Source organism: Idiomarina sp. T82-3 (assembly GCF_001577655.1).
Taxonomy (GTDB): Bacteria; Pseudomonadota; Gammaproteobacteria; order Enterobacterales; family Alteromonadaceae; genus Idiomarina; species Idiomarina baltica.
Genome location: NZ_LSBQ01000020.1, coordinates 1 through 26,678 on the forward strand (window position 1 = coordinate 1; position 26,678 = coordinate 26,678).

Annotated in this window: 20 protein-coding genes; 8 read left to right on the forward strand and 12 right to left on the reverse strand. The window is 47.2% G+C overall.

The annotated features are described in order from the left end of the window. Positions 1-322: 322 nt before the first annotated feature. Positions 323-787, forward strand: coding sequence for a hypothetical protein (locus AWU56_RS10710; RefSeq protein ID WP_286682510.1), 465 nt, complete (start codon positions 323-325; stop codon positions 785-787). A 39-nt stretch (positions 788-826) separates the two neighbouring features. Here AWU56_RS10710 and AWU56_RS10715 read toward each other — a convergent pair whose 3' ends face one another. Further along, positions 827-1,471, reverse strand: coding sequence for an SDR family oxidoreductase (locus tag AWU56_RS10715; RefSeq protein WP_286682511.1), 645 nt, complete (start codon positions 1,469-1,471; stop codon positions 827-829). Between the two features lie 148 nt (positions 1,472-1,619). On the opposite strand from AWU56_RS10715, the gene AWU56_RS10720 reads away from it, so the two are divergent. Then, the gene (locus AWU56_RS10720; protein ID WP_006954613.1) at positions 1,620-2,648 is read left to right on the forward strand and encodes a phospholipase A; all 1,029 of its coding nucleotides are present in this window, start codon (positions 1,620-1,622) and stop codon (positions 2,646-2,648) included. Here AWU56_RS10720 and AWU56_RS10725 read toward each other — a convergent pair. After that, positions 2,645-3,196 (reverse strand): DUF1415 domain-containing protein, encoded by a 552-nt coding sequence (locus AWU56_RS10725; protein ID WP_286682512.1) that lies wholly within the window; start codon positions 3,194-3,196, stop codon positions 2,645-2,647. The two genes, AWU56_RS10720 and AWU56_RS10725, sit on opposite strands and share 4 nt — an antisense overlap. Positions 3,197-3,214: 18 nt before the next feature. Between AWU56_RS10725 and AWU56_RS10730 the strand changes: the two genes are divergently transcribed. After that, on the forward strand, positions 3,215-3,673 hold the full coding sequence (locus tag AWU56_RS10730) for a methyltransferase family protein (RefSeq protein WP_272978329.1): 459 nt from the start codon (positions 3,215-3,217) through the stop codon (positions 3,671-3,673). Here AWU56_RS10730 and yjjG read toward each other — a convergent pair whose 3' ends face one another. The 8 genes from yjjG to recC form a co-directional block, all read right to left on the reverse strand. Then, positions 3,674-4,351 carry a pyrimidine 5'-nucleotidase gene (yjjG, locus tag AWU56_RS10735; protein WP_006954619.1) on the reverse strand — a complete coding sequence of 226 codons (678 nt, stop codon included), beginning with the start codon at positions 4,349-4,351 and terminating at the stop codon, positions 3,674-3,676. A 9-nt stretch (positions 4,352-4,360) separates the two neighbouring features. Beyond that, positions 4,361-4,873 (reverse strand): DUF2937 family protein, encoded by a 513-nt coding sequence (locus AWU56_RS10740; protein WP_286682513.1) that lies wholly within the window; start codon positions 4,871-4,873, stop codon positions 4,361-4,363. Beyond that, entirely contained in the window at positions 4,870-5,475 is a 606-nt protein-coding gene (locus tag AWU56_RS10745) for a uracil-DNA glycosylase family protein (RefSeq protein WP_006954621.1), read from the reverse strand. Before AWU56_RS10745 ends, AWU56_RS10740 begins: the two co-directional genes overlap by 4 nt. Positions 5,476-5,539: 64 nt before the next feature. Then, positions 5,540-6,322, reverse strand: coding sequence for a ferredoxin--NADP reductase (locus AWU56_RS10750; protein WP_006954623.1), 783 nt, complete (start codon positions 6,320-6,322; stop codon positions 5,540-5,542). A gap of 195 nt (positions 6,323-6,517) precedes the next feature. Further along, positions 6,518-11,416 carry a diguanylate cyclase gene (locus AWU56_RS10755; RefSeq protein WP_286682514.1) on the reverse strand — a complete coding sequence of 1,633 codons (4,899 nt, stop codon included), beginning with the start codon at positions 11,414-11,416 and terminating at the stop codon, positions 6,518-6,520. 93 nt (positions 11,417-11,509) lie between these two features. Continuing rightward, a complete protein-coding gene (gene recD / locus AWU56_RS10760) occupies positions 11,510-13,414 on the reverse strand; it encodes an exodeoxyribonuclease V subunit alpha (protein WP_286682515.1) in 1,905 nt (634 codons plus the stop codon). Further along, positions 13,401-17,093, reverse strand: coding sequence for an exodeoxyribonuclease V subunit beta (gene recB / locus AWU56_RS10765; RefSeq protein WP_286682516.1), 3,693 nt, complete (start codon positions 17,091-17,093; stop codon positions 13,401-13,403). Before recB ends, recD begins: the two co-directional genes overlap by 14 nt. Continuing rightward, positions 17,090-20,542, reverse strand: coding sequence for an exodeoxyribonuclease V subunit gamma (gene recC, locus AWU56_RS10770; RefSeq protein WP_286682517.1), 3,453 nt, complete (start codon positions 20,540-20,542; stop codon positions 17,090-17,092). The genes recB and recC overlap by 4 nt, the downstream gene beginning before the upstream one ends. A 178-nt stretch (positions 20,543-20,720) precedes the next feature. Between recC and AWU56_RS10775 the strand changes: the two genes are divergently transcribed. Then, positions 20,721-21,809 carry a sensor domain-containing diguanylate cyclase gene (locus tag AWU56_RS10775; protein WP_286682518.1) on the forward strand — a complete coding sequence of 363 codons (1,089 nt, stop codon included), beginning with the start codon at positions 20,721-20,723 and terminating at the stop codon, positions 21,807-21,809. Here the strand turns inward: AWU56_RS10775 and AWU56_RS10780 are convergent. Further along, a complete protein-coding gene (locus AWU56_RS10780) occupies positions 21,806-22,582 on the reverse strand; it encodes a tetratricopeptide repeat protein (protein WP_286682519.1) in 777 nt (258 codons plus the stop codon). The genes AWU56_RS10775 and AWU56_RS10780 overlap by 4 nt on opposite strands. 1 nt (position 22,583) lies before the next feature. After that, positions 22,584-23,339, reverse strand: a complete 756-nt coding sequence (locus tag AWU56_RS10785; RefSeq protein WP_286682520.1) for a DUF2306 domain-containing protein — start codon at positions 23,337-23,339, stop codon at positions 22,584-22,586. Positions 23,340-23,471: 132 nt separating this feature from the next. Between AWU56_RS10785 and AWU56_RS10790 the strand changes: the two genes are divergently transcribed. From AWU56_RS10790 to AWU56_RS10805, 4 genes are all read left to right on the forward strand, one after another. Next, positions 23,472-24,626 carry a sensor histidine kinase gene (locus tag AWU56_RS10790; RefSeq protein ID WP_286682521.1) on the forward strand — a complete coding sequence of 385 codons (1,155 nt, stop codon included), beginning with the start codon at positions 23,472-23,474 and terminating at the stop codon, positions 24,624-24,626. Next, a complete protein-coding gene (locus tag AWU56_RS10795; protein ID WP_286682522.1) occupies positions 24,623-25,261 on the forward strand; it encodes a response regulator transcription factor in 639 nt (212 codons plus the stop codon). Before AWU56_RS10790 ends, AWU56_RS10795 begins: the two co-directional genes overlap by 4 nt. Positions 25,262-25,330: 69 nt before the next feature. Further along, a complete protein-coding gene (locus AWU56_RS10800) occupies positions 25,331-25,582 on the forward strand; it encodes a hypothetical protein (protein ID WP_006954641.1) in 252 nt (83 codons plus the stop codon). Between the two features lie 3 nt (positions 25,583-25,585). Further along, complete coding sequence (locus AWU56_RS10805; protein WP_286682523.1) at positions 25,586-26,677, forward strand: threonine aldolase family protein; 1,092 nt, start codon at positions 25,586-25,588, stop codon at positions 26,675-26,677. Position 26,678 lies beyond the last annotated feature (1 nt).

Consider the following 26,678-nt stretch of genomic DNA (forward strand, 5'->3'; position numbering starts at 1 on the left):
TAAATTCAGTACTGTATTTTCTTCGTTTGGTCATGAACACTCCTTATGGGCACATTATGCCTCTTTATGGATGTGTCCGTAAAATCTGGGTAGAACCCTTATTGAAACTAATGGCTCAAATTTTTTAATAGACGCTTTTGGATTTCCGAGAGAAGTACTCAAACTCCCTGAAATGATCGAACAAAACAAAAGCTCGAAAGTGGGCATTGATAAATCCTGATGCTATAGAAGTCACAACTCTTTATCATTTTCATGTAAAGGACGCACTAAAAGCCGATAAATTACGTATACTCAATCAATAGGGACTTGTTTGGAGTGTATTATGCGTAACACTTTTTCTCGAATTTCGGCCTTGCTGACAACAACTGTTATACTGTTAGGGTCGGTGGCTTGTTCCTCGAAACCCTCTACCGTTATGGTTGGCGAGGCACGTCCTGCAATCAACGTCAACGCTGTCAAACTCTACCTAAAAGAACCCACGCAATATGAAACGGTCGCGCTCTTATCTGTTTCAAGTGACGGTAGTTGGAGCTTCGGTGATCAAGCCCAAATGGATGCTGTTGTCCAACGACTTAAGGAACAAGCGGCAAAGTTAGGCGCCAATGGTGTTCTGTTACAAGCGACGGGCGAAAAACGCGATAGCTCGGTCTATGTTGGCACCGGGTTGGGCAGCTATTCGGGTAATTTAGGCTTGAGTGTCCAACTTGGACGCATGTTTGGTTTAACCGATAAAACCGCCGAAGGTGTGGCGATATACGTGCCAGCGGAAGAATCCAAGAACCCATAGTTGCGTGCGCCTTAGCCGGACGCACGCCATGCAATTGGTCTAGATCGCCTTAACAGCAGCCTCTACACCTTGATCGCCTGTCAGCACATCGAAGTGCTTGCCAATCGTATTATCTGCATCAAGACAACGGATTAGAATACGTGCCACATCTTCTCTTGCAATAGTGCCACGCCCTAAGTTCTCGGCAAGCTCCACCTTCTCTGTACCTGGCTCGTCTGTTAGACCGCCAGGACGTACAATAGTCCAGTCAAGCTCGCTACGCATTAACTCTTTGTCGGCGTAATGTTTTGCGACATAGTAGGGCAGTAAATCTTCGTTCCAATGCTCGCGGTTATGTGCCTGCAACGCACTGACCAAGATAAAACGATCCGCAGCTACCGCATGCGCTGCTTCCATCGTTTTAACGGCTCCGTCTAGATCAACCATGAGCGTTTTATCATCACCTGTCGCTCCTCCAGAGCCGGCCGTAAAAATCACCGCATCGATGTCTTCAAACGCTTTCTCAATATCGCTTACAGGACCTTCAAGATCTAACAAACGCGCGTCGACACCTTGATCTTTCCAGCCATCGACTTGCACTTGCTTCCGCACCATCGCAACAACCGGGTGAGTCTTTGCATGTTGCAACTGCTCGACCACATGCGTACCTATCTTCCCGTTTGCACCAATCACGGCAACTTTCATAACGCCTCCAGATTTTAATAAATTGTCTATGTATATTTCACTTACGAAAAATTATCGTTAAGAGTTCATGAACTAGAGGGATCTGAGTAGACATTTAGATACGTATTAGTCATGATTTATTACATTCAATTATATGGAATTTTTTATCATGCCGCATCGTACCTTACTCCCTTTATTCTGCTTATTCTTTGTTGCTATGCCTTCACTTAAAGCGCAGGAGTTATCAGCAATGCAAGAGTGCCTCCTTGATGCAATGAATAAGGAAAAGGCCTCGTTAACGATTGCAGAAGTGCGTCAGCAATGCATGGAGAAGCTACGTCAAGAAGAGTCAGAAGACGTGGTTAAGATTGATAAAGTCGAAGATCCTGGCGCATTGACCAAACGCTTACAAAGCGAAAAAGTAACCGAGTTTGATCCATACGTGCTCACGCCTCACCGCCGTAATTACATCTTACCCGTTTGGGGAACAACCGACATTAACACGGCGCCCTACCAAAACTTCCAAGGCTATGAGGACAATCTTGAAGAGTACGAAGCAAAGCTTCAGCTAAGCTTTAAAGTGCCTGTCAATAAAGAGAGCTTGCTCGTTGAAGGCGACAAGCTTTTCTTCGGCTTTACAATGCAGTCTTGGTGGCAAGTATACGCGAGTAATATCTCAAAGCCGTTTAGAGAGACCAATTACCAACCTGAGGTATTTTATACAACACCGACAGGCTGGCATCCATTTGGTACTAATACGGGCTTAGCTGTTGGTGTTGAGCACTTGTCAAACGGACGTAGCCAAGAACTTTCGCGCAGCTGGAACCGTGCTTACGTGCAGTTAGTCGCAGAAAAGGGGCCCTTTGTGTTCAGCCTAAAACCATGGATTCGCTTCCAAGAGGATGAAAAGTCCGATCCGATGCAGTCTTCAGGCGACGACAACCCTGATATTACCGACTACGTTGGCGACTATGAATTCACCATCGCTGCTAATATCGATGACTTTGAATATACATTAAACTTGCGACATGCCATCGAAACAGGTCGAGGCTCAGCGGAATTCAACTTCACTTTCCCACTTTGGGGCAAATTCATTGGCTATACCAGTTTGTTTACTGGGTACGGCGAGAGCTTAATTGACTACAACCACAAACAAACACGTTTTGGTGTGGGGATCGCGCTCAATAATGTTCTCTAACGCTTACCGGCCGTAATCGTCGCCAGCTGTTGAGCAAAATACTCAGCACCTCGGCGGCGGCAATATTCTATATTACGCTCGGGAATCTTCTCGGGGTGCTCGAATTGCTCTAATGCCTCTTCCATCATAGCCTCTCGAAGTAGGTGCAGTACCGGATAAGGAGAGCGATTGGTATAGTTCTCTGGGTCACTTTGCTTGGCATCCGCAAAACAGTAGTCGGGATGAAAGTGTGCCAGTTGAAATTCGCCATCAAAGCCTTGCATCACTATGAGTTCATTGGCTTGGTCTACCAAATCCAAGAAATCGTAAAACCCCTCCACGCCTCTAGGAACAATAAGAAGTGTAGTCGCAATAGCGTCGTTCTGTTGCAAGTTTAACAACTCATGATTCAGCGCTTCGAGCTGAGTCTGTCGGTCTTGCTCAGCTACAACGCAGTACCGGATACGCTTAGCGTCGACCTCCGGTCGTGCAAATGGGCAAAAGTTGAACTTAACCACAACCTCTTGTACCCAGCGTTGGGTTTGGTCAATAATGGTTTGCTGGCTCATCGTTAATCATCCTAAATTATGAAAGCACTTGAACTCAAAGTTCCACCGCTATTACTCATTTTTTTAATCGCCCTACTTATGTATGGTTGCGCGGTCCTGTTCCCTTCTGTTCGCTTCGGGTGGGTGCCGGTGTGGATACGCATTATTTTATTAGCACTGGGTATTCTATTACCTCTATTGGGATGGATTGAGTTTCGTAAAGCAAACACCACCGTTGATCCCCGCATACCCGATAAGTCGAGCACATTGGTGACGCGCGGTATTTACCGCTGGACACGTAACCCAATGTATCTAGGCTTTCTAATTATTCTTTTTGCTTGGGGTTTATCACTACACAACATGGCAGCCTTGTTGGGCTTACCCCTCTATATGTTCTACATGAACCTATTTCAAATCAAACCAGAAGAGCGCCAGCTCGAAAGCTACTTTGGTGATACCTACCGTGACTATAAAAAACGCGTGGGACGCTGGTGGTGATTAAACCACTAGCTCCACCAGTTCGCTTAAATGACGGATAGTATGATTCGGTTTAACTTCTTCGGGACAAGTGGCTTGGTGTTCATTCAACCAGCAAGTATGCCAGCCTGCACGTTGTCCCCCCAATATATCCGAATACGGATTATCCCCGACCATTAAGATGCGACTGGTCGGAACCTCCTCCGAGATATGCTGACGATGCGTATGCTGGAAAATCTCAGGGTGTGGTTTTGCCACACCAAGCGCTTCAGAAACCACCACAAACTGAAAAAACTGTTCAAACTGATGCGTTGCGAGTCGCTCCTGCTGAAGCTCGACGAAGCCATTGGTGATAATGCCCATGCGAACTTTATCGTCGAGTGCAGTGAGCATTGACCCTGCCCCATCAAGCGTTGAGGAAATAGTACCCATCTGCGCCATAAATTGACGGTTGAGCTCTGTAGATGAAACCCCCAAACGATCTTCCCAATCCACAAAGCGTCGCGCTTTAATATCTGCGGCAGAAATTTCGCCACGTTGGAACGCCTCCCATAAGGGGGCATTCACTTCTTTAAACCGTTTAAAGTGCGTTTCGGTAAAATCAACGTCGTAAGACTGTAATAGCTGGGTTAGACCGCGCTTAGCATCGAACCTAAATAGTGTTTCATCGGCATCAAATACAACCCAATCATACGCCATTGCATACTCCTAGTTAGCGACTGTCCTGCGTTTTCTGAGCGGCCATAATAACAAGCTCAACGACAGATCGGCTAGCAAACTAATAAATAAGCCAACTACGACAGCCATAACCAGAGCCTCAGGTGTCAGGCGTACCGCATAGTCATAACGCGTCCAAGCTTCTCTACGGATATCAGTAATCGGAGACAAAAATGTCGTTTGGTAACGTTGCCAATAGCCCTGTTGGTATTGGTTCCAAGCGGACTGAAGCATCTGGTAGCGCTGATAAATGGTCTCGATGCTATCTCCGCCATCAATGAATACCGGATCATCTGAAGCGCGGTAATAGTCAATAAGACGCTCAATAGAGCCATCAAAATAGCGGTCGGCTTCCTGTTGAAACTCCGCTACGCTCGCTTTCGCCTCGTTAAGATGTGCGTAGACGGCATCACCGTATTGGTCGACAAATTGCGGTATTTGAACACCTATCATAGCCGCCACAAAAAAACATATTAAGCGTCCATACGCTGCTAATCTTTTCATTTTTGAGAGCCTCGCCATCGCGCGATCTGCGCTTTCAACTCGGGTAACACCTCATCTTCGAACCATGGATTTTTAGCAAGCCAGCGGTTATTGCGAGGGCTCGGATGGGGTAATGGCAGTATGCCCTGTTCTAACCACGCCTGCCAATTCTTTACGCGCTCTGTGAGTGTTCGCTGGAGCTTGATACCGGTAAGTTGCTGAGCATGCCATTGCTGAGCATATTGTCCGATTGCGAGCGTAAGTTGTAAGTGGGGTAGTTGTTCAAGTAATTGCTCGCGCCAAGCGTCGGCGCATTCAGGTCGTGGGGGCGCATCTCCAGAGCTCGTAGTACCCGGGTAGCAAAAGCCCATCGGTAGGATGGCAAACTGCCGTGCGTCGTAAAAATCTGACTTATCGACACCAAGCCACGCTCTCAAGCGCTCACCGCTCGGATCATCAAACGGTTTGCCCGAACGATGTACGCGAATACCTGGCGCTTGGCCCGCTATGAGTATCCTGGCGTGCGGATGAAATTGAATAACAGGGCGAGCCCCTAAAGGTAATTTGGGCTCACATAGAGAGCAATTACGTACATGTTGTACAGTGGTTTGCCACGCGCTCATTACAAGCTCCTTAATATAAGACGCTTAAATAGCGTGGCAAACTTACTCGCTCAATTCAATCGGTTTACTTTTCGATGAACGCTTGCTCGATAACGTAACTGCCTTGTTTACGCGAGGTCGCTTTACTAAAGCCGCGTTCGTTCAAGATAACCATTAAATCTTGTAGCATGGCATCATTGCCACATAACATGAAACGATCGTGCTCAGGGTCGATATCAGGTAAATTCAGCTTACGCGTGAGGGTGTTCGACTCGAGCAACTCGGTGATACGTTTCTGATGATCTTCATCACGGAAGGGCTCACGCGTCACTGTTGGGTAGTAGCGTAGCTTTTCCTTGACCCAATCACCGAAAAATTCATTATTTGGTAAGTCCTCGCCGATTTCTTTTTGATAGGCAAGCTCAGACACATAACGGACACCATGCACCAACACTACTTGTTCGTACTGCTCGTAGATATCGGGATCTTTAATAACACTCATAAACGGCGCTAGACCAGTCCCCGTCGAAAGCAAATACAAGCGCTTACCAGGTAGGAGGTGTCCTGGTACCAAGGTACCTGTTGGCCGTGTTGACATGATCACTTCATCGCCTACTTCGATATGTTGAAGACGCGAGGTCAGAGCGCCATCCGGTACTTTAATACTGAAAAACTCGAGCTCTTCTTCATAGTTTGCGCTTGCAATACTGTAAGCGCGCAGCAGAGGTTTATCGTCGACCTCTAAGCCAATCATCACGAATTGTCCGTTTTCGAATGTGAACGAACGTTGTCGTGTGGTTTTAAAACTAAAGAGGGTATCGTTCCAATGACGTACTTGAGTGACTTTTTCTGCAATGGTACTGCGCATAGCGACTCCTAAATCACTGTTTAAATCTCGAACAGTTTAACATACGAAAATCTAAATGAGAATTTTTTTCATTTAGTATTGAAAATGAGAATAGATCGCATATAATTAAATTGCACTTCACGTTAGTTAGCTGTGTGAGCAGTTGTCGTACGGTGATTCGAATTACAGGCGCGAAGCACCGTACGGCTCACATTTCTAGAGTGCGCCATGGCACACTCTGTTCTTACCTAAAGACTTGGCACGGTAAAGTGCTCTATCAGCACGATTCAGAATCGATTCAAATTCATCGTCTTGAGTCTCGAATAATGAAATCCCAATACTCACTGTATAATCCACTTCCTCGCCGCTGTGCACAATAGAGTCGAGCTCTATCGCTTGTCTTAATCGTTCTGCAATTGCCAACACCTGTGGCATATCTGCATCGCGGATTAACAAAGCGAATTCTTCGCCACCAATGCGGGCTGCAATATCGTTCATGCGTACAGCGTGATTAAACTGTTTTGCTAACGCCTTTAGCACCTCGTCCCCCGCACTATGGCCGTAGCGGTCATTGATGACCTTAAAAGAATCGATATCCATCATAACGACAGCGGCTTGATGACCCTTTCGTTTGAATAAATCATGGCTTTGCTGCAGTTCACTCATAAAAAAGCGACGGTTGGGTAATTGCGTTAACGCGTCGGTATTAGCAAGATGCTGTAACTGTTTTGTTACTTTGTCATGGGAAGCCATCTCAGCATCCGCGAATCGCATGCGCATTTCTGCTTCCGCTCTTGCCTCGCCCTCTCGCGCCAGCGCACGCATCAGATCTAAATTACGGATGGAAATTGCCGCCTGTGCAGCAATAAATTCCACAATGGGCATCTGCCTGTCGTTAAAAGCATATCGGTTGCGGCTATGCTCCAAATACAACACACCGACCAAGTCACCCAAATAAACCAACGGTACAGTCACTGCCGAACCGGAAAATTCACCTAATTGGTTACTCTTAATATCTTCGGCACGGTTGTGCCAACTTCGGTTGGTCAGCGTATTTTCATTAATGTGTTGCAGCTTTTTTACGCTGGCGACATGTCGAATCATTGCCTTCGGTAAATTATTTACATGCTCCAACCTAACGCTTGGCTCAAAATACTTTTCCAAGTGATGTTCTACGTCCATTACTAGCTTTAGCTCGTCATCTTCACACTGCAAAAGTGCCAATCGCTGGGCGCCTGTTTGTCGAACCAGTATACGAGAAACTTCAGAAACAAGTTGCTCATGCTCAGTAAACGCGGACAGCGCTTGCGCAATTTCAATCACAACATCCATACTCATCGCGTACCCCGTCGACCGGGTCTTACGCTCGCTGTCATGTATCAATTCGATCGCATCCCAACGCTCCATCGCATGATGCCGTTGGGAGGAATACTCCGATGCAAATCCAGGGTGCCCTTTACTTTGCCAGTAATGCTGCGCGCGCGTCGCTATCATAGCTGCTGTGTGCCACTGCCCTTGCTTCTGCGCTTGGCGCAAGGCAGCGTCATAATCTTCCAATGTTTGCGGCATATCACCTTGTCGACGTGCTTGCTCAGCACGCATTAACGTCAACCAATGGCTAAAGTTATCAGGCTGCCATTCTGCCCAGGTTTGATAGCGCGTGATTGCTACGTTTAATGAATCTGTATCTAACTGTTCAAGCTGGCTCAATGCCAGCGCACGAAGGCCAGGCCAGTGCGCCATCGGCAGTAAGCCTTGTACCGATATATGTTCAATGTAGCGCTCGCACCGTTCGAGCGACTTTTGCACAATAATTCTATCGTTACCGACTAACCCTTCAATCAAACGCATGCAACTGAGGATGGCGAGCACTTGGTGATTATGGTTGGCTTCGGCTTGAGCTACATGTTGCTCAAAGCTACCTCGAAAGTGACCTATGCCACTCAACCGGTACATGACCCCTAACGCCCCTGTCATTAAATCAATGCCCCAAGTATTACCGCGCTGCATGGCGTACTCTAGGTAGTGCTCTACACGCGGAACGAGCTCGGAAAGCGCTTCCCCGGAAAAAAACCGACAGTAAGTATCATGACCAAAGCCATATACTGCATACTGTAAATTTCCCGACTGTTGACCACATCGGTATGCCGCCATGTAATCATCACTCGCGAGACGTTGGGCTCTAAACCAATGATTTAAGGAACTCCCCATCATCAGAAAACCCATACTTTGCGCACTCGTATCGCCACGTTTTCGAGTTAACCGTTCGGTGGCATCGTAAAGCAATTTAATTTGTTGACTATCAGCCAACTGGTGATTAACCATCAGCCCACCGATCGCTGGTAGCGTATAACCGGTAGCACCGTTCGCACCATAAGCGCTGATTAACTTGAACTGCGCGATGACAACACTCGACCATAGACGTGGAAATGCTCGATAACACGGCGGCCCCATCGCTATCAATAAGGCGAGAATGGCCTGTTGTGTTTTATCGGTGAGCTCTGGCAAATGCGCTAAGTCATTAAAAGAGAGGCTGTCTAAAGAATCCGATAAGTTGCAACGCAACGCTGCCGTGCTGAGTTGTGCTTCCTCAGGCAGGCTCACATCGAACAATGCAAGCCCTTCACGCGCTACATTGACCGCTTTCTGATAGTCAGCATTTAAGGTGGCTTGCTGCACCCACTGGGTATATAAGCTGGCCTTATCAAGTAACGAATCAGTATTGCCTATCGCTTGGCGTACAAAATACTCGGCGCGCTCAAGATTTGAGTTGAGGTACTCAAGTTCACCACGCTCAGAATACACTTGGTAAGCAAGTTCTGGATCTACCGACCATAAATCATCAAGGCATGGATTTTCATGCATTCCCTGATGCACGATCGTTAAAGCCTCGGCAAAGGCGCCTGCCGAAGCCGCTTTCTTAGCAGCATTGATAACTAGCCTAAGAAATTCTCTTTGTTCGACTCGAGTGTCAATAAACTGCTTACCACGGTACAAGTGATTAACGATTCTGATTGAGTAAACTTCTGGATGAGCCGTGGCTTGCTGCAATAAATGTGTACCCAACTGATAATGCACTTTGGCACGACTGCTCGTATCAAGCGTGCGATGGGCGACCTCCTGTACTCGATCATGGATGAAACGAAATCTCATGTTGGATTCATCCAATATCGGCGACTTAATATTAGCCTCTACGACAACAAACTCGTCGTTAATTGCAGGTAACAGTTGCTCCAAAATCGTTTCAGGTGTCTGTCCCGTCAGTCTAACTAAAGACGCCATATCGAAGCGCACACCAATGCACGCGGCTTTAGCGAGTAGGTACTGCACGTCAGTTTGCAAAAGTTGAAACCGCAACTGTATGACTGAGAAAATATCGTCAACTTGGTCCAACTCATTAATTGCATCCATTCGCCACCGCCAGCCAGTCTCCAGTTGATACTGAAGTAATCCTTTCTGACTGAGAGCTTTTAATAGTTGCCAAACCATAAACGGGTTGCCGTGGCTATGTTGATGCAACCAATCAGCTAACTGTTTAAATTGACGCGTTTCGTGTTGAACCTTTTCGGCGAGTAACAAAGAAATATCGTCGACAGATAACTCGTCAAGTTGAATATGCTTAAACGGAATCACATTAGCACGTTCAATTTCCTGAACCGCGATACTGAGCGGATGTCCACTATTCACCTCATCTTCTCGCACTGAACCAATCAACAAAACAGGCGCTCGACTCGGTTGAGTCAGTATCCATTCCAACAGTTCCACGGACGCTTGATCCGCCCATTGCAAATCATCTAGAAAGATCACCAAAGGACGTTCAGCATACTCAAATACGGAAAGCAATCGGCGAACGGTTTCATTAAGTCGTTGCTTTGCCTCCGACGAGGGCAAATTAGTCTGTCGCGTTGCTATTGTCGAGTCGGAAAATCCAAGGCTGCTTTTAATATCAGGTACCCAACTCAAAAAGGTAGCCAGGTAGTCAGACATTGCTTCAGCGAGCCAAGCTCGCCATTGAGTAAGCTGCTCACTCGACATCTGCTTAAAATAGCCCGCCAGCGACTCAATTGCTGACAGCCAACCAATGTATGGAACACCGCTAGTCGAGTGCTCATACTTACCCGAGATAAAAAAAGCATTGTCAGCGGTCATTTGTGGATACAAATTACGCACTAACGATGTTTTTCCTAAACCTGAGCGACCATTAATGAATACGCCTTGCGTTCCACCCTCGCGACTCATGCTGTATTTTTTTTCAAGCTGTCGAAGTTGGTTATCGCGTCCATAGAGCGAACCGACCCGCTCTATCTCGCTCGTGAATCCCAATCGCGAAATGATGCTGATATCATCCTTACGCTGTCCTAATACCACTTGGCGTACTGTCACGAGATCGTTCAGTAATGCATCTACGTCACGGTAGCGTTGATACGGCTGCTTAGCCAACAATCGCGCGACGACCTCTGCCAGAACCTCAGGTAACTGAGGATTAATGTGATTCAAACGTTTGGGTGTTACTACTAGATGCTGGTGGACGATTCGCGCACTTGAGTCAGCGGTAAATGGATAGGCTCCAGCAAACCAATAATATAAAATCACTCCAAGACTATAAAGATCACAGCGAGCGTCACCTATCGCTTGTGAACGACCGGTTAACTCCGGTGCGACGCACCTCAAAGAGGATACGTTCTGTGGAAGAGGGAGCCAGGGTGTGTGAATAAATCGAATCTGCGTGACGGTCGCTAAATCAATCACTATGGCATGTTGGTCGGTTACGTAGAAAATCGAGGGGTTCAAAGCACGATGAATTAACCCCGTCTGATGAATGTGCTTTACCGCACCCACAATACGCTCGGCAACACCAATCGCTTCAAGTAAGTTATCCCAACGCAGTTCGTCGAGCCAGCCTCCTTGAGGCAAAACAAGCCCATGCTGATCGCCGTTATCGAGGAAGTAGTTAGGATTAACAATCTGATGCCAACGGTTATCGTTTTTTAATCGCTCGCCTGCTAAAGACTCAGCCCCTGCCTCAACACGCTTTAACCAAACTGAGCGCTGATTGTCCCGTTCAATACAATCAAATAAAACGCGGTCATCGAGCTTTCGTGTTGAATATGGCATTCGCGACAGAGATCCTTTTGTCATGGTTCTCTAAATATAGTTAAAGATAGGCGTCTTTACATTACTATCTTTACATTTACGCTCGAAACGCTGTCAGCGATTAATTCGTTTTGAAACCGCGTTTAAGAATACCGACTTTTTACTCACAACTAAGGTCAGTTTTTTCTTCGCTCGAGTGACCCCTGTATAAAGGAGTTCTTTAGTTAGTACAGGTGAGTCATGCTGAGGTGTTACTAATACGGTATGCGCAAATTCTGACCCTTGAGACTTATGCACTGTCATCACATAAACGGTTTCAACATGATTTAGGCGACTCGGTAATACCCATTTTACTTTTCCGTGACTGTCAAAAAACGCCACTCTCAAGCGACCGGTCTCGGGCATCCGAAACGTGACACCGATATCTCCATTGTTCAACCTCAGCCCGTAATCATTTTTAGTGACCATAACCGGACGACCTTCATACCACCGGTCGGCTTCAACGCCCAAAACATCGGCAACATATCGATTCAGTGCATGAGCGCCCCAGGGTCCATTGCGTAAACCTGTTAATAGCTGAAATGTTGCGTATGCATCCAGCACTGCCGCTGTATCGCGTTGTTCAGCGGGGACTTCGCGCCATTGTTCGAGCGCTCTTAAGTAGTGCGAAAAACCCTGTTTTATCAACAGGTCAAAACTATCCTGACGGTCGTGTTCCAACATCAACCACGTGACAATATTCGAGTCATACTCCGACACTGGCGCGCTAAAGAAGCGCTCGATCGCCCGCGTATTCTGGTCGTTAATTGAATTCGCAACGTCCGCAATAGCCTGCTCAAAACGTCGTGTTTGACGCAGCATCACCACGTGCTGTAAGCGCTTGGGCCCGGCCTCATCCTGATACTGGATTAGCGCATCCTGTTGTGCATCGGTACTGGCCAAACTGTTAATCGTCGATGACCAATACCCCCCTTTCTCGGCCCCTTCACACAAGTTACCTAAAACAGCACCCGCCTCTACCGAAGCCAGTTGATCCTTATCACCTAGCAGTACCAATTGGGCCTGTGTCGGAGTCGCCTGAAGGAGTGCTGTCATCATTTCGATGTCTAACATTGATGCTTCATCAATCACTATAAGGTCGGCTCGAACAGGATTCTTTTCATGGTGACGATAACGGCGAGAGTTAGCGATAACTCCTAACAATTTATGTACAGTGGAAGCTTCTATTTGAATAGTCGCCAGCAACGGTTGAAGCGTCTCCGGTAACTTTGTTTGTAGCTCTGACAACGCCTCGTTGATCGATTCACTTAAGCGCGCTGCCGCTTTGCCCGTAGGTGCCGCAAGTTTAATACGCAGTGGTCTTCCATGGGCTTGTTGAAATTGTTGCTGCAGTACTACGAGCAACCTTACAACAGTGTATGTCTTGCCGGTTCCAGGCCCGCCAGTAATCACACTAAAGGCGCTTCTCGCCGCGTTAGCACAGGCCATTCGTTGCCAGTCTAATTGTTTGCTGGTATCACCAAACAAGGCGTCCAAGGTCATATTGAGCTGGTCATCGTTTACCTCAAGCGTATTATCCATCCGCATCTCGAGGTTTTGGCTGTTGTAGTGTTCACAATACCAATAGCGCCGCAAATATAAGCGCTCACCATCGCTACTTTTATTCAGAACCAATGGACTACTGTCACTATTGAGTGAAACAGATGTTTGCCAATCGCCCTCAAACACACTCAACTCATTGAGTAGTTTGCTAGGCAACGTGACGTCATGACTTCGCCCCGACGGCGGCAACGCCAAACAGCGCTCGGGCGACGCTTTAAGGTCCTCAAGCTTTAATGAGGTTAACCCTCGTCCAGCCTGGTGAGACGTCAGCATAGCGAGCGCCAGCATAGCGACATTTGTTTCTCCGCTGCGGAATAGAAAGTCGACCATGGCACGATCCAGCGCACGTATCCATTCGTGCTCAAACCACTCATCAGCAATAGCACGCAAATAGCTCAGTCGGTCATGCGACATCATGGTTCTCCCTTCCTTTAAACAGAGCATCGAGCTCGGCAATGAGTTCATAGGGAGGTTTTGCTCGATAAACACCACCCGTTTCCGCGTGATTACCCCTTAAAAATAAATAGGCAATACCACCAACGTGCGTATCGTAATCGTACTCATCGCCTAAACGCTGTTTTAACTGCCGATGCAGAGCTAAGGTATAGAGTACATACTGCACATCGTAGCGACTCGCTAATATCTTATCGGTCATGGCTACTTCACTGTAATCATCGTCCGAGTCGCCCAGCCAGTTTGATTTATAGTCAACGACGAAATACTGACCTTGATGCTCAAACACCAAATCGATAAACCCCTTGAGCATGCCGTTTAACTCGATGCTCTCTAAACGAGGTCGACTTTGCCCTGGGTGAAGATGTCGCTGTATTAACGCATCCAACTGTTCTGCTTCAAGCTCAATTACAGGTAACCAGAATTCAGGCTCGGCTTTATAGCTTGTAAGGTCACTCAGTGCCGTTGGTTGCATAGTGTCACTGAATACCATCGGAAGTGCTAAATACTGCATAAGCCAATGTGCCAAATTATCCCGGTACTCATCCCAAACTTCGCCTCGCAGTTCTTGCGCGATAACATCACTGAGCCGTTGTGGATCTGAGAGCACGGTCGAGAACCCTTCTATCGCGCAGTGTTCGAGAACGTTGTGTAAAAGCGTTCCTGGAGTCGCACCCTTCGGAAACTGATGTAAATGACTCGGTAAATAAGTCAAATCATTTGCCTCAACATTACCCTCGCCTGTGGCGGTGTTTGCCTCCTCTAATAGGTTCATTTCGACTGCCGTTTGCGGACCTGACTGTGTGTAGTCATTGGCTGCTCGATAACGCAATGCGCTATAACTCGACACCCACCAGCGCTCAAGCAGTTGGGTTCTGGGCATCTCACGCGCCTTCAAAGCCGTATATTCGGCAACTTGCTCTTGCAACGCTTCAAATCGCTCGTCGTCTTCTAATTTGGAAACCACACTCACATCTGACTGTCCCCAGGCTTCGCTCGCAGCTTTATACAGATCGTCAGTTAGTGCGTCGTCACCAAGCAAATAAGCAAGCGGGTTATGCTCAAATTGCCCGACATTCTCGACTGTAATAAAAGTGGCGTGTTGTGCACGCGTTACGGCGACATAAAGCTTGCGTAAATCCTCAGCCAACAACTCATCTAACACACGCGATTTAGCAGAGTCGTCCTTTGACCAGAGCACTTGGACGTCACCTTGTTCGTCATGATAAGTCATCGGTGGCTTAATACGATATTGCTCTTGAGGCGTGTAAGTTATAAAGGGCAAAAACACCAGCGGGTATTGCAAACCCTTTGATTTATGAATAGTAATAACTTTAACAAGATCGTCATCACTCTCGAGTCTGAGTTGTTGTTCATCGCGCTGCGTGCGGCTACTTGCACCAAAGCTCTGCCGCTCATAAACTTTCTCGGCAAAGTCATTAACCAACGCGGCCATGCCCTCTAACGCCATGCTGTTCTGTTGCAGCAGCTCCGCAATATGTAGCGCATCCGCCAATTTACGTTCGCCGTTGATTTTATCCTGTAACAAAGTTGCCGGCACCTGAAAGTGATGCATTAAACGATGTAGCATGGCTAAGACACCTTGGCTGCGCCATACTTCATGAAAATCAATGAAGGTATCGACCGTTCTTTCCCAGGTGTTCTCATCTTCCTGTAACCGAATTAATTCAGACAAAGATAAGTTCAGCAAGGGTGCCGCAACCGCAGTTTTCAGTGCGCTGGCATTTCGGGGCGCAGCACAGGCTTTTAAAATATAGAGTAAATCCCGCGCAACGGGTTGAGCATAAACCGATTCTCGCTCGGATAAATAAACACTTTTAACACCCCTCGCTGAAAGCGCCGTACGAATAGCATCCGCTTCGGCGAAGTTATTAACCAAGATAGCGATATCCTTGGCACAGACACGTTGCTGCAAAGCATTGTTGTCATCATAGTAGCCCGCTTGCGGATCATTGAGTAAGTTCACGATCAACTGCGCGTGATGATTCGCCAGATGACTAAACGCGTCACTCTTTTTTCGCTTTTGTTCTGAACTTACGCTCCAGTAGAGCGCAGGCGCCGGCTCAAGCTGTTGACTTCGCAACCGATGTCTAAATGTTGTTTTTACGCCGTTCGCGGATACGGGTTCAAAGGGTAACTCATTTTTTTCTTCTTGCTTAAACAAGAAAGCCCCGCGTTCATACTGCTCGGCACGCTGAAAAAGATAGTTCACGGCTTCAACCATCTGTGTTGACGAACGAAAATTAGTTGCCAAACTATAGTGCCGTCCTTCTGTATCACGACGCGCTTTTAGATAGGTAAAAATATCCGCATTACGGAAGCTATAGATGGCTTGCTTGGGATCGCCGATTAAAAATATACCCGTGTCTGGCAACGGTTCTTTTAGGCGATAAATACGATTAAAAATCTCATATTGAACGGGATCGGTATCTTGGAACTCATCAACCAATGCGATCGGGTACTGTTGTCTGATTGTCGTCGCTAACTGCTCGCCATCCGGTCCTCGAAGCGCATCGCGCAGTCTTGTCAGCATATCGTCATGATTCATTTCAGCACGTTGATTTTGCAGCTCGGTGAAACGCGCTTTAACCCATTGAGTTGCATGACGATTAATTAGCTCGTCAAAACCGCGCTTAATTTGATGTACCCCTTCAAATTTAGCTTTGAACTGGGCCACTTGAAGCCAGTAAGGTGGTAACTCAGCACCCGCTAATTTCTTCTCATGCAGTTTTGTTAAATCAGTTTCACTGATCGTTCGCCAGTTAGCATCTGTGAACTTCACATCGGTTTGTGCGTCACTCGCACACCAGTCAACAAATTTTTGTATCTGCTTGGTTTTCTGCGCCACACCTTTAACACCTTCAAGGTCGGCTAACACGCGCTCAAATGCAGAACCGCTATCTTGCTTAAGCGAGTTCAGCTCGCTTTGATAGCGCTGAGCTTCGCGTTGTAATCGCTCCGCGATATCATCGTCAACCTGTAAAGACCCGCTGTCCTCCACGCTCGACAGCTGTGCCAAAATCTTGTCGGGAGTATCGAACACCGCTAGCAGAGCAGTTTGCGTAGCTCTATCACTTTGATAAATAAAGCGACGGAAGTAGTCCTCGGCCGCTTGCCGACGCAACTCTTCGTCATCGGTTTCAACATTTTGTGTAAACAGGCTTCCACTGGCGAATGCGTGTTCTTTAAGCATCGACTGACACCAGCCGTGGATTGTTTTTACAGCCGCTTCATCCATGGACTCGGACGCAAGCTCAAGCAGTCGCGCCAGGTAATTGAGTGATTCGCCTTGTGCTTCAGACGTGGCACGTAACTGCGTTAAAAACGGATCGGCAGCCATATTATCAACATCACGAAAATAACGCGCTGCCTCAGCGAGACGTGCACGAATACGGTCGCTTAACTCTTCAGTCGCCGCTTTGGTAAACGTCATCACCAGAATATTACGTGGCAAGAGGGGGGTCTCTAATGCAGCGTTGCTATCACTGTCAGCCCGCATGCCAATAACGAGCCGAACATACAGCGCTGCGATAGTATAAGTTTTACCCGTCCCCGCACTCGCCTCTATCAGCCGACTACCCGCTAAAGGGAAGTCCAAAGGATTTTGTAATACCTGACTCATGACTTTTTCCCTCCCTGTTGTTCGACGAACTCGAACATGGGGCGGTACAAGGAGTTTATGAAAAGTTTAAAGTGACGCTGACCGCGTATGTCACTAAAGGTACCTGCTGTACGAGCACAATACTGCGCTGTCTGTACCAGCGGTTTACGTTGTGATGTGCCAACCTCATAGTACTCACGCAACGCGGCTTCAGCGGCTGTTTCATCATCTTCTTTACTCATCGTTTTTAAATAGATACGGGCTAAATCAAGATGCATTGCTATAGGCTCGCGGTACGCCAGTGAAATTAACTTTGTCATCGCATCAAGCTGGAAGTTAACTACATCAGTTGCAACTGCCGGCAACTTAAAATGGCAGCCACCGCGAGACACGATATGTGTCACTGTTGGTTGTCGACTATTTAACAGTAAGTGTCCTACGTAATAAGGTACGAAATGCTTCCATCCACTATCGGTAATATTATCAGCTTTTTTCGCGGCGACCTGGCTCGCCGTAGTAATAATCCAAGCACACTGTCCATTATCATCCCAGTGCAAACCTTCGATACCCTCCTCAATAGTGACGTCATTATGTCGTACATCAACCCAATAAGGCGTTATATTTTGACGCGTGTACCCTTGCGCCACGACACCGTAGGTCTCTAGAATATCTTCAGCTTGCTGTTGGATGTGTTGTTGATGACGCTCCGCTATCATCGACGTACCAATCGCACCTTCTCGACGTATACGCGCCAGTTCTTCGTGCATCTGTTGCTCAGGCTCGAGTTCTTTCCTTACTGCTTCGCGCGTTTTATCCACCACCCGCTGTAACAGTTTCCACTCTGTTAACGCATCCAGTTGAAATGCCTCACGATCAATCGTTTCATCCGCGTCAACCGAAAAATAAGTTTCCAACCGACTGTTAAAAAACAAACGCGCTGGCTCTTGAACAAAACGTTTAATATCGTTGAGGTTTACCGTCCGTTCATCCGCTAGGTCATCAGTGAGCGCAACCGAACTTGAAGACGACTGATGAGAGACGGAATCATGCGCCTGAGCCCACTCGCTCGCGTATGAGAATACGCGCGAGCTGTCATCAAAGTAAGCTCGATTAAATGGCTGTAACTTATGCGCTAACGTGTGCTCACTCAGATCGCTGTGCCATCCTTGCTGTAAATGTTCGCGTAGTTGCGCAACCAATACCGAAGGCGTGCGTGCGCTGTTATCTCGTGCGCTAAAGCCCACCCAGCTTACGTAAAAAACGTCACGAGCAGAGAGTAACGCCTCGAGAAATAGATAGCGGTCGTCATCTCGACGTGAGCGGTCACCAGGTCGATAACGTGATGCCATCAGATCAAAGTCAATCTGACTGGTGTTTCGTGGATAATCACTCTCGTTCATGCCTAATATGGCAACAAACTTAAATGGAATAGCGCGCATCGGCATCAGCGTTGCAAAGTTTACTGCACCGGCCAAAAATCGTTGATTTAAATTCTGCTCATCAACTCGGGATAGCCAAGACTCGCGGAATAATGCAATATTCAGTTCCGTTTTATTATCGGCCTCATCCACATGCTCGGCAACTTGATATAGCTGGTCGACAATTTGGTTTTTCAGTAGCGCATCACTCGCCTCTTCCGACTCAAAAAAGGTGTCGATGAGCCACTCCGCTATGGGTAGCCAATCGCTATAAGTACGCGCCTCTCGCGAGTCATCCCACCAGCGCTCCAACTGCTCGATAAAATAACCGAAGCGTCCAACTAAGTCGGCACCTAGGCCGCCAATATCCGTATACGCAGCGATGTCTTGCCAGTCACACTCTACTTCTGCGTAACCAATGCTATAGCCTGCCATCATTCGTTTGATCGCAAACCACCAACTATTGGTTTCATCGTCATCGGGCATGAAAAACAGCTTCCGGTGCTCAGCACTCAATCCCCATCGTCCACCCGCATTCGTCATCCAAGTTCGAAGTTGCTCGACATCATCATCGTCAATATTAAATTGACGCTGAATCGCAGGTGTACCTAATAACGTCAGCAGATCGGTTTGGGTAAACCGAAGCTGATCACTCGAAAGCAGGAGCTCTAAGGCAATCAACAATGGTGCTCGATGACGCGACGTCTGATCAGCAATCGTATACGGAATAGCGCGCGTATCTTGTCCGTTATCATCTCGCGCATACCGTCCAAACACGGCATCAATATAAGGCGCATAGGTATCGACATCAGGCAACATCACCATTACGTCTCGCGGCTTCAACGTGGGATCCTCTGCAAATGCCGCGAGTAAACGATCATGTAACACCTCAACTTCTCGCTGAGGACTATGGCAGATATGGAACTGCATCGATTGATCCTGCGCTGATAGCGGTGACCAATGTTGCTGAGTTTCATGCAGCGGTCTCAGGTTTAGAATATCGTCTTGCAACTGTCCGAGCACATGATCAACTGTATGAGGCTCAAACAGCTCAAGTGTCATATGACCCAATTCGGCCTGCTTTTGAATTGACTCATCATATAAATCGAGCAGGCGAATGTAGTCGCGACCCTGTTTACCCCACGATGCCAGTAGAGGGTGAGCGAGTTGATGTAATTCCTCGTCTTTCCACTCCAGCGGCATACCCGGTTTGTTAGCTAATCGCGACTTTGCTTTGACCACCTGCTTTAACTGCTCTTTACCATCAACAATATCGGCCCAGTAGAACTTTGACGGATTATGCACACACAGCACGATCTGGCTGAGATGTTTTAAGGCATCGAGCACTTCGAGCATTTGTTGCGGTAACGACGATATCCCAAATACCATAATGCGAGGCGGAATCGCGGCGGGGCGTTGGTTTAAAGCGCGTGCCGATTTAATAAACTGCTGATGTAAGGTGGCACGGTTGTTCCATAGGTTTTCTGCGCCAATGTCGCTAGCCACGCGACGCCATAACTCTGGTTGCCAAGCGTGCTCATTAGAGACAGGTTCGCCGTTATCGAGTACATCGCGTTCGTTCAACCAGTTATCTAGCCAATCGGCACGGTAGATGGCATATTGATCAAATAAGTCCGCTAAGCGTTCACTTAATTGATACAGCTTGCGATTATCGAGATCGTTAGCAATATAGTTTTTTAACGGCGTAAAACGCGCGTCCTGTTCGAGAACATCGGGTAGTAAGCGCAATAGTCGCCAACTCAAACGTGCTTTATCAAAAGGCGAGGTACGAGGTATATCGTCACCTAAAACGGCCCGATAAGCTTGCCACTGAAATCGCGCAGGCAACGTCACATCAATCATTGAAGCAATGCCGGCATGTTGTGCAAGGTTGATTTTTAACCACTGTGCAATACCGTTGCTTTGCACCAATACGGTTTCTTGCTCAAGTGGTGCAAGAGGAAACCGCTCAATAAAATTAACTGCGATATCCGTTAAGTCTTCCAATCGATGACTATGTGCAACAATGAACCCTGGCGCTTGATTAGCCAAACTCAACTCCTTTTACCCTTTCACTAAAGACAACGCTATGCCTATCCTAGGGCACTTAATGCCTTATCGATAGCGCTTTATCACGACCTTCACTGATTTAGTGGAAAAAATGATGATTTTTCGTGCAACTTTTGTAATCTTAAGGCAGTGTTATAGAAATACAAAAATTCAAAAATAAATGTCATCATTTGATCAATTGCTCTCGAAGCTATCAACTCGCTTAATTAATTCTCAGGGTTCAGAAACATCCCAATGCGTTTCTGAGGTCATTACTGCCTATGGTGATTATTGCCAAGCGGACAGATGCTACATTTTTGAATTTAATGAAGACCTCACAAGCATGTCGAATACGTTCGAATGGGTACGCGAGGGTTTCACACGGCATATTGACGATCTTCAGAACGTCGGACACGACGATCTACCCTATTTTTTCGCCACGATGCGAAATGACTTTCGATTCGTATGCCCGGATGTATCGCGCCTCCCTGACTCTGCTAAGGCAGAGCGCGACGAGTTTGAACGTGAACAGATCAAATCGGTGTTATGCATTGGTCTAGTGGCAAAAGGACGCATATTAGGGTTTGTCGGGTGCGACAAGGTGCGCAGGCAATACCATTGGACTGAGGAAGATATTCAACACCTGAGTTTAATTGCTGACATGATAGCGAACACCATTGAGCGTGAACGTACACACGCCGCGTTGCTCGAGACCAAACGAGCGCTTGAGTTAGCCAACCAACAATTAACTCAGCAAGCCAATATCGACGGCTTAACCGGTGTTGCTAACCGTCGCGCGCTCGATGAGCGTTTAGCCACGGAAATTAGACGTGCTAAAAGGCAACAAACGGGGATTGCGATGTTGCTGTTAGATATCGACGACTTCAAAGCCTATAACGATCATTTTGGTCACTTAGCGGGTGATGATGCGCTCAAAGCCGTTAGTCAAAGCTTAGCTCAACTGGTAAAGCGAGGTACCGACTTCGTTGCTCGTTATGGCGGTGAAGAGTTTGCCATTCTGATGTCTTCTGCCAATGCCAGTAGTGTATTAAAGATGGCAAATAACATCAGTGAACAAATCAGTCGACTTGCGATTACACATCCAAAATCACAGTGCGCAGACATACTGACTGTCAGCATTGGTGGCTATTATGAGCCACCGATTGCAGATTCTGAACTTGTTAAAACGAGCAAACGTTTGATTAAAAATGCAGATACGGCTCTATATCGCGCCAAGCTCGCTGGTCGCAACTGTATTCGCTTTTATTAACGCTTTGACAGCAGTGACTGCCACGCCTCGTTCAATGTTTCTTCCTCATGTTTATCACGGGCTTTCACTAACTCATTAAATTGCTGCTGTGCATCCTGGTGAGCATATAACTGCGCTAAGCGATAGCGTGCCCAATCAGCACTTGGTAAAGATGTATCAGGTTTGTGCAGCGTTGTGATCTCTTTAAGGTACCTATTTAGCGCAGTCACACCATCAGCAGTTCGTGACTCCGAAAAGATACTCGTCCGAGCAAATTGATAATAACCCATCAATCGCTCATTTAGCCTTTCAGCAGACATCATCCTTTCAAAAACCTGAAACGCATCTGCCCAGCTTTTTTCTTCTTGCAGGACAAGCCCGTAATGAAGCTGAAATTCATAGCGTTCTGGGTAACCGGTGTAACTTTGCTTGATGAGCGCGCTTGCATGCGCTTCGCCACCTCCAACGATACTGGGCGCATTACGGTAATAACCGACCAGCCCCATAACCATCATCGGGTTGTTGGGTTCCAGTTCGACTGCCTTTTTGAAAGCTTCAAGTGATTCATTCGCGTAACTGAAAGCACTAAAAAAACTGTTACTTGCCTGTACTGCCATTACGCGTCCATGCCAGAACCAGGCATTAGCATCCGTCGGCTTGTCCCGAATCCATTGCTGAGAGATTATCTCAGCTTGGTCATATTGCTCCATGTTCAGCAGTTTCTCGATGTCGCTCCTTTGTGCGTTTGAGCAGCAGCTCCAAAGGAGCACTATCATGAGTATTATTTTTTTCATATTAGACTCCTTTGCGCACATTTAAGGCTTCATACTTTTTGCTGTAAAAATAAATCGCAACACCACCCAACACACCAGGCATAACCCAAAACAGCAACTGCCATTGTCCGATGTGTGCTAGCGCATGCCGCGCACCAAAAGCAAAGAAGGCTGTGTAGACCGCGATACCGGAACCACACATTGAACTTAAGTGTTCAATTAACCAACGATTGCGCGCGACATTTTGGGAAAATATGTAAGACAGCATTTGATAGCCGTTGACGATGCCCAGCACAGCAAAAATAAAGTGTAAGTAAGGACTTACCAATGCATGTTGTGCCATCAATATCCCCTGCACAAAAAGCACACTGGCAACCACCATTAATAACACCGGCATTGCGACATAGTGCCATTTTCTTAGCGGTGCTCTATTGCCCTTCGTTTGCAACACACGGTTCGCATGATGAATAGATGTAAAGGTTAGTAATGACAAGAAAAGAAGCAACGTCCAAAACATGCGTACCGTCGCTAAGGTATCTTCTGGCGAGGTAGATTGATTAATCAATTGCCCCTTAAAGTAAGTCGGAGCTACGAGTACCATCACCGACATCACTAAGGCTGAGATGGCCAGTACATACATCGTGTAAGTGTAAAAACGTCCATACTTACGATGATTGAGACTGCCTTTGCGAGCCACCATAGGGATGACAAATAAGGCCATAGCCAGCGCACCTGCCAGAATGTGCGTGTATAAAAGAAAGGAATGTAATTGCAACATGGATGTTCTCCGTCAGTTCACTGATTGAAAGCTTAAGCAACTTAAGCCCTCTTTGTGAGTGACAAAGGTCATGACTTAAAAGGTGACTTTCGGCCTATTTCTAAAGGGAGACATTCACGGCATACTGCTAACATGAACATTGCCAAATATATTTCACATATCGCGCAAATGGGCGCTGACCGTTGGGCGGGCCTACTCACTTGGCTAGTCGTCTCCGCGACCTCGGTTTACTTTACTCATCGACAAGGTTTGCTACCGTGGAGTGATATAACAACTTACGTAACTTGCCTCGCATTGATTGGGTTTATTGTTTGCTTTAGTCTCGCCACACGACAAAAGCCATTCAAACATGAACCCCATACTCGTTACGGCCTTATTTTTCTGCAATTAGCGTGTATTTACTTCACCTTCTTTTTTATCCCGCATAATTATGTCGCGATTCTGTTGGTAATCTGGGCCGCACAATTGACCTATTTTATGTCGCTGCTAGGTGCAGTCATACTCATGGCTGTGTTATCCGCTATTTTTGGTGTCATTTATCACGTTCATTGGCAACAGTCAGGCGCATGGCTCAGCGCCGTTTTGTTTTGGACGTTTGAAATTTTTTCCATCGTAATGATGATGACCCAGCTAAAAGAGCAACAAGCCCGTGAGCGAGAGGAGGCAATTAACCGTGAGCTTCGCGCAACACAGGCACTACTTACTGAAGCGAGTAAACAATCTGAACGTACCCGTATTGCTCGCAATATCCATGACTTAGTCGGGCATCATCTAACAGCTCTCACTATTCAGTTGCAAGTAGCCGAACGAAAGTCCGAGGGTGAGGTAAAAACGCTTATTGAACGCAGTCAGCAGGTGGCCAAACTATTGCTTGCCGATGTCCGCGAAGCGGTGAACGATATACGCAGCACGGCTGCAATCGATGTTAAAAGCGCTTTGCTCGCCTTGCAACTAAGCAGCCAAGACAAGCAGGTCGTTTTTAATATTTCGGACGACCTTACCGTGACTGACGTTGCTACGGCCGAGACGCTATTACTCATTGCAAAAGAGGCCATTACTAACTTTTTCCGGCACTCCAACGGCAACACGCTGACTATTGAGCTATCGAGTAACGAGGATATCGAAATGCGAATTGCTGATTCGGGCACAATAAAGCAATCATTGCGGCCCGGTAATGGCCTGCGAGGCATGGTTGAACGCGTCACAGAACTTAAAGGCCAGTTACGCATTCATGACCAGCCAACGTTAACCATCACGGCGATATTACCAAAGGAGCTAGCGTTATGATCAGAGTACTACTGGTCGATGATCAAACGCTTATTCGACAAGGGTTAGAGAGTCTTTTGACCATGAGCGATGCGCTCACCATTTGTGGGCAGGCGAGCGATGGTGAGGAAGCCATTAACGTGATCGACTCAGTACAACCGGATGTCGTGCTGATGGATATTCGTATGCCACGTATGGATGGTATTGAAGCGACAAGACACCTGCGCCAGACACATCCTCAGCTACCGATATTAATTTTAACGACCTTTGATGATCACGAGTTAATTATTAAGGCCATTGCAGCAGGTGCGAAAGGCTATCTACTTAAAGATGTCTCTTTAGAAACGCTGGTTGATGCAATTCGCGCGCTCGTCGACGGCGGCACTTGGCTCCAGCCTGCTATTACTGAGCGCATCGTTAACAGCCTAACACACGATACCAACAAGACCGCTCCCGTCTTGATAGAGCCGTTAACCGATAAAGAACTCGCTGTACTGAGACTGATGGCGGCAGGGCTCAGTAATCAAGAAATCGCCGATAGCTTGTTTAAGTCGACTGGTACTATAAAAAACCAAGTCTCGTCGATTATGGCCAAGCTAGGCGTTCATGACCGCACGCGCGCGGTACTCAAAGCGATTGATTTAGGTGTTTTATAGACTTGCGTTAGCCAACCGACCTCCACAGTTGTTAGTATTAGATAAAATCTACGCAACCTATTCGGAGATATGGCTAAGCCAAACAAAAAAGGACCCGTTCGCACCGTTCAGATTTCTTGTTTGCAATGTAAAACCACTTTATTTAAATATCGCAAAGGTGGTAAAGGTGCACTGGTAAAATGTTTTATCGAACGGATAGTCGAGGATCACACACAAACCCCATGCCACTGCCCGGGTTGTGGGCAAGAGTTCGCACGGGAAACGATGATTCGAGGCACTCCAGCGTATAAAATGATTGGCGGCAAAGTCCATATGAAATAAGAGATGCACATCCCTGACGCTTTAAAATCTGAGTTTCACTCACAATTAGACACCGCCTCGGCGGTCATTCATCGCCATCCACAACCGACTCTAAAAAACGAGTTGGTGCAATTAAGCGAGTATGCGCAAGAACGCGACTCGCGCGATAGCTATGGAAAGGGCGGTATTGTCAGCGAGTTTGAAGAGCAAATCTGCGAACTCTTTGACAAACCTTCAGCGCTCTTCTTACCAACCGGCACACTCGCCCAGTGTGTTGCGATGAAGTGTTACAGCGAAGCCAGTGGCAAAAACGGCGTTGGTTTGCATCCGACGTCCCATTTACGACTCCATGAGCATGATGCGATACAGCACTTGTGGGGGCTGTCCGTACACTCTATGGGTGAAGCGCAGCGCGCGCTCACAGCGGTCGATATCACCACGCTTAACCCTGAACACGTGACTGCGATTATTGTCGAGACGCCGATGCGTGAAATAGGTGGCGCAATGCCGTCTTGGGATGATCTGCTCACGATGCGCGCATGGTGTAGCCAGCACAACGTACGTATGCACTTAGATGGTGCCCGTATTTGGCAAGCGACCGAATATTACCAACGCTCACTGGCTCAAATTGCCGAATTGTTCGACAGTATTTACGTTAGCTTTTATAAGGATTTAGGTGGGATATTTGGGGCTGCCCTGATTGGTACCGATGAATTAATAAAACCTGCACGTGTCTGGTCACGTCGCGCGGGTGGAAATCCCATCACACTTTACCCCGAGGCGCTTTCGGCTCGCAAAGGACTAGAGAGTTATCTGCCGAAGATGCCTGATTTCGTTGAATTCACTAAAACCCTGACGGACTTGCTAAGCTCTGCTGGCTTCGAAATCATTCCTCCACAGCCCAAAGCGGCTATGTTTCATATTCGTCTCCCGTATAACGCGACAATAGCGGCTGAAAAACTTGTTGATTATGCTCAACAACAGGGAGTCATCGTATTACCTTTGCCACGAGCCGAGCATGATGACAAGGCTATTTGCGAGGTTTCAATTGGCGATCGGGCACTTGAGCAAGCGCCCGAGTTCTGGGTTAAACATCTATCTGCTTGTTTCTCATGAA

Coding starts and splice junctions, on each gene's coding strand:
- AWU56_RS10800 (WP_006954641.1), top strand. CDS start 25,331: ATGGCTAAGCCAAACAAAAAAGGACCCGTTCGCACCGTTCAGATTTCT.
- AWU56_RS10790 (WP_286682521.1), top strand. CDS start 23,472: ATGAACATTGCCAAATATATTTCACATATCGCGCAAATGGGCGCTGAC.
- AWU56_RS10795 (WP_286682522.1), top strand. CDS start 24,623: ATGATCAGAGTACTACTGGTCGATGATCAAACGCTTATTCGACAAGGG.
- yjjG (WP_006954619.1), bottom strand. CDS start 4,351: ATGGCGTATGATTGGGTTGTATTTGATGCCGATGAAACACTATTTAGG.
- AWU56_RS10710 (WP_286682510.1), top strand. CDS start 323: ATGCGTAACACTTTTTCTCGAATTTCGGCCTTGCTGACAACAACTGTT.
- AWU56_RS10725 (WP_286682512.1), bottom strand. CDS start 3,196: ATGAGCCAGCAAACCATTATTGACCAAACCCAACGCTGGGTACAAGAG.
- AWU56_RS10715 (WP_286682511.1), bottom strand. CDS start 1,471: ATGAAAGTTGCCGTGATTGGTGCAAACGGGAAGATAGGTACGCATGTG.
- AWU56_RS10805 (WP_286682523.1), top strand. CDS start 25,586: ATGCACATCCCTGACGCTTTAAAATCTGAGTTTCACTCACAATTAGAC.
- recD (WP_286682515.1), bottom strand. CDS start 13,414: ATGATGTCGCATGACCGACTGAGCTATTTGCGTGCTATTGCTGATGAG.
- AWU56_RS10745 (WP_006954621.1), bottom strand. CDS start 5,475: ATGAGCGCGTGGCAAACCACTGTACAACATGTACGTAATTGCTCTCTA.
- AWU56_RS10720 (WP_006954613.1), top strand. CDS start 1,620: ATGCCGCATCGTACCTTACTCCCTTTATTCTGCTTATTCTTTGTTGCT.
- AWU56_RS10785 (WP_286682520.1), bottom strand. CDS start 23,339: ATGTTGCAATTACATTCCTTTCTTTTATACACGCACATTCTGGCAGGT.
- AWU56_RS10730 (WP_272978329.1), top strand. CDS start 3,215: ATGAAAGCACTTGAACTCAAAGTTCCACCGCTATTACTCATTTTTTTA.
- AWU56_RS10780 (WP_286682519.1), bottom strand. CDS start 22,582: ATGAAAAAAATAATACTCATGATAGTGCTCCTTTGGAGCTGCTGCTCA.
- AWU56_RS10775 (WP_286682518.1), top strand. CDS start 20,721: ATGTCATCATTTGATCAATTGCTCTCGAAGCTATCAACTCGCTTAATT.
- AWU56_RS10755 (WP_286682514.1), bottom strand. CDS start 11,416: ATGCCATATTCAACACGAAAGCTCGATGACCGCGTTTTATTTGATTGT.
- AWU56_RS10750 (WP_006954623.1), bottom strand. CDS start 6,322: ATGCGCAGTACCATTGCAGAAAAAGTCACTCAAGTACGTCATTGGAAC.
- AWU56_RS10740 (WP_286682513.1), bottom strand. CDS start 4,873: ATGAAAAGATTAGCAGCGTATGGACGCTTAATATGTTTTTTTGTGGCG.
- recB (WP_286682516.1), bottom strand. CDS start 17,093: ATGAGTCAGGTATTACAAAATCCTTTGGACTTCCCTTTAGCGGGTAGT.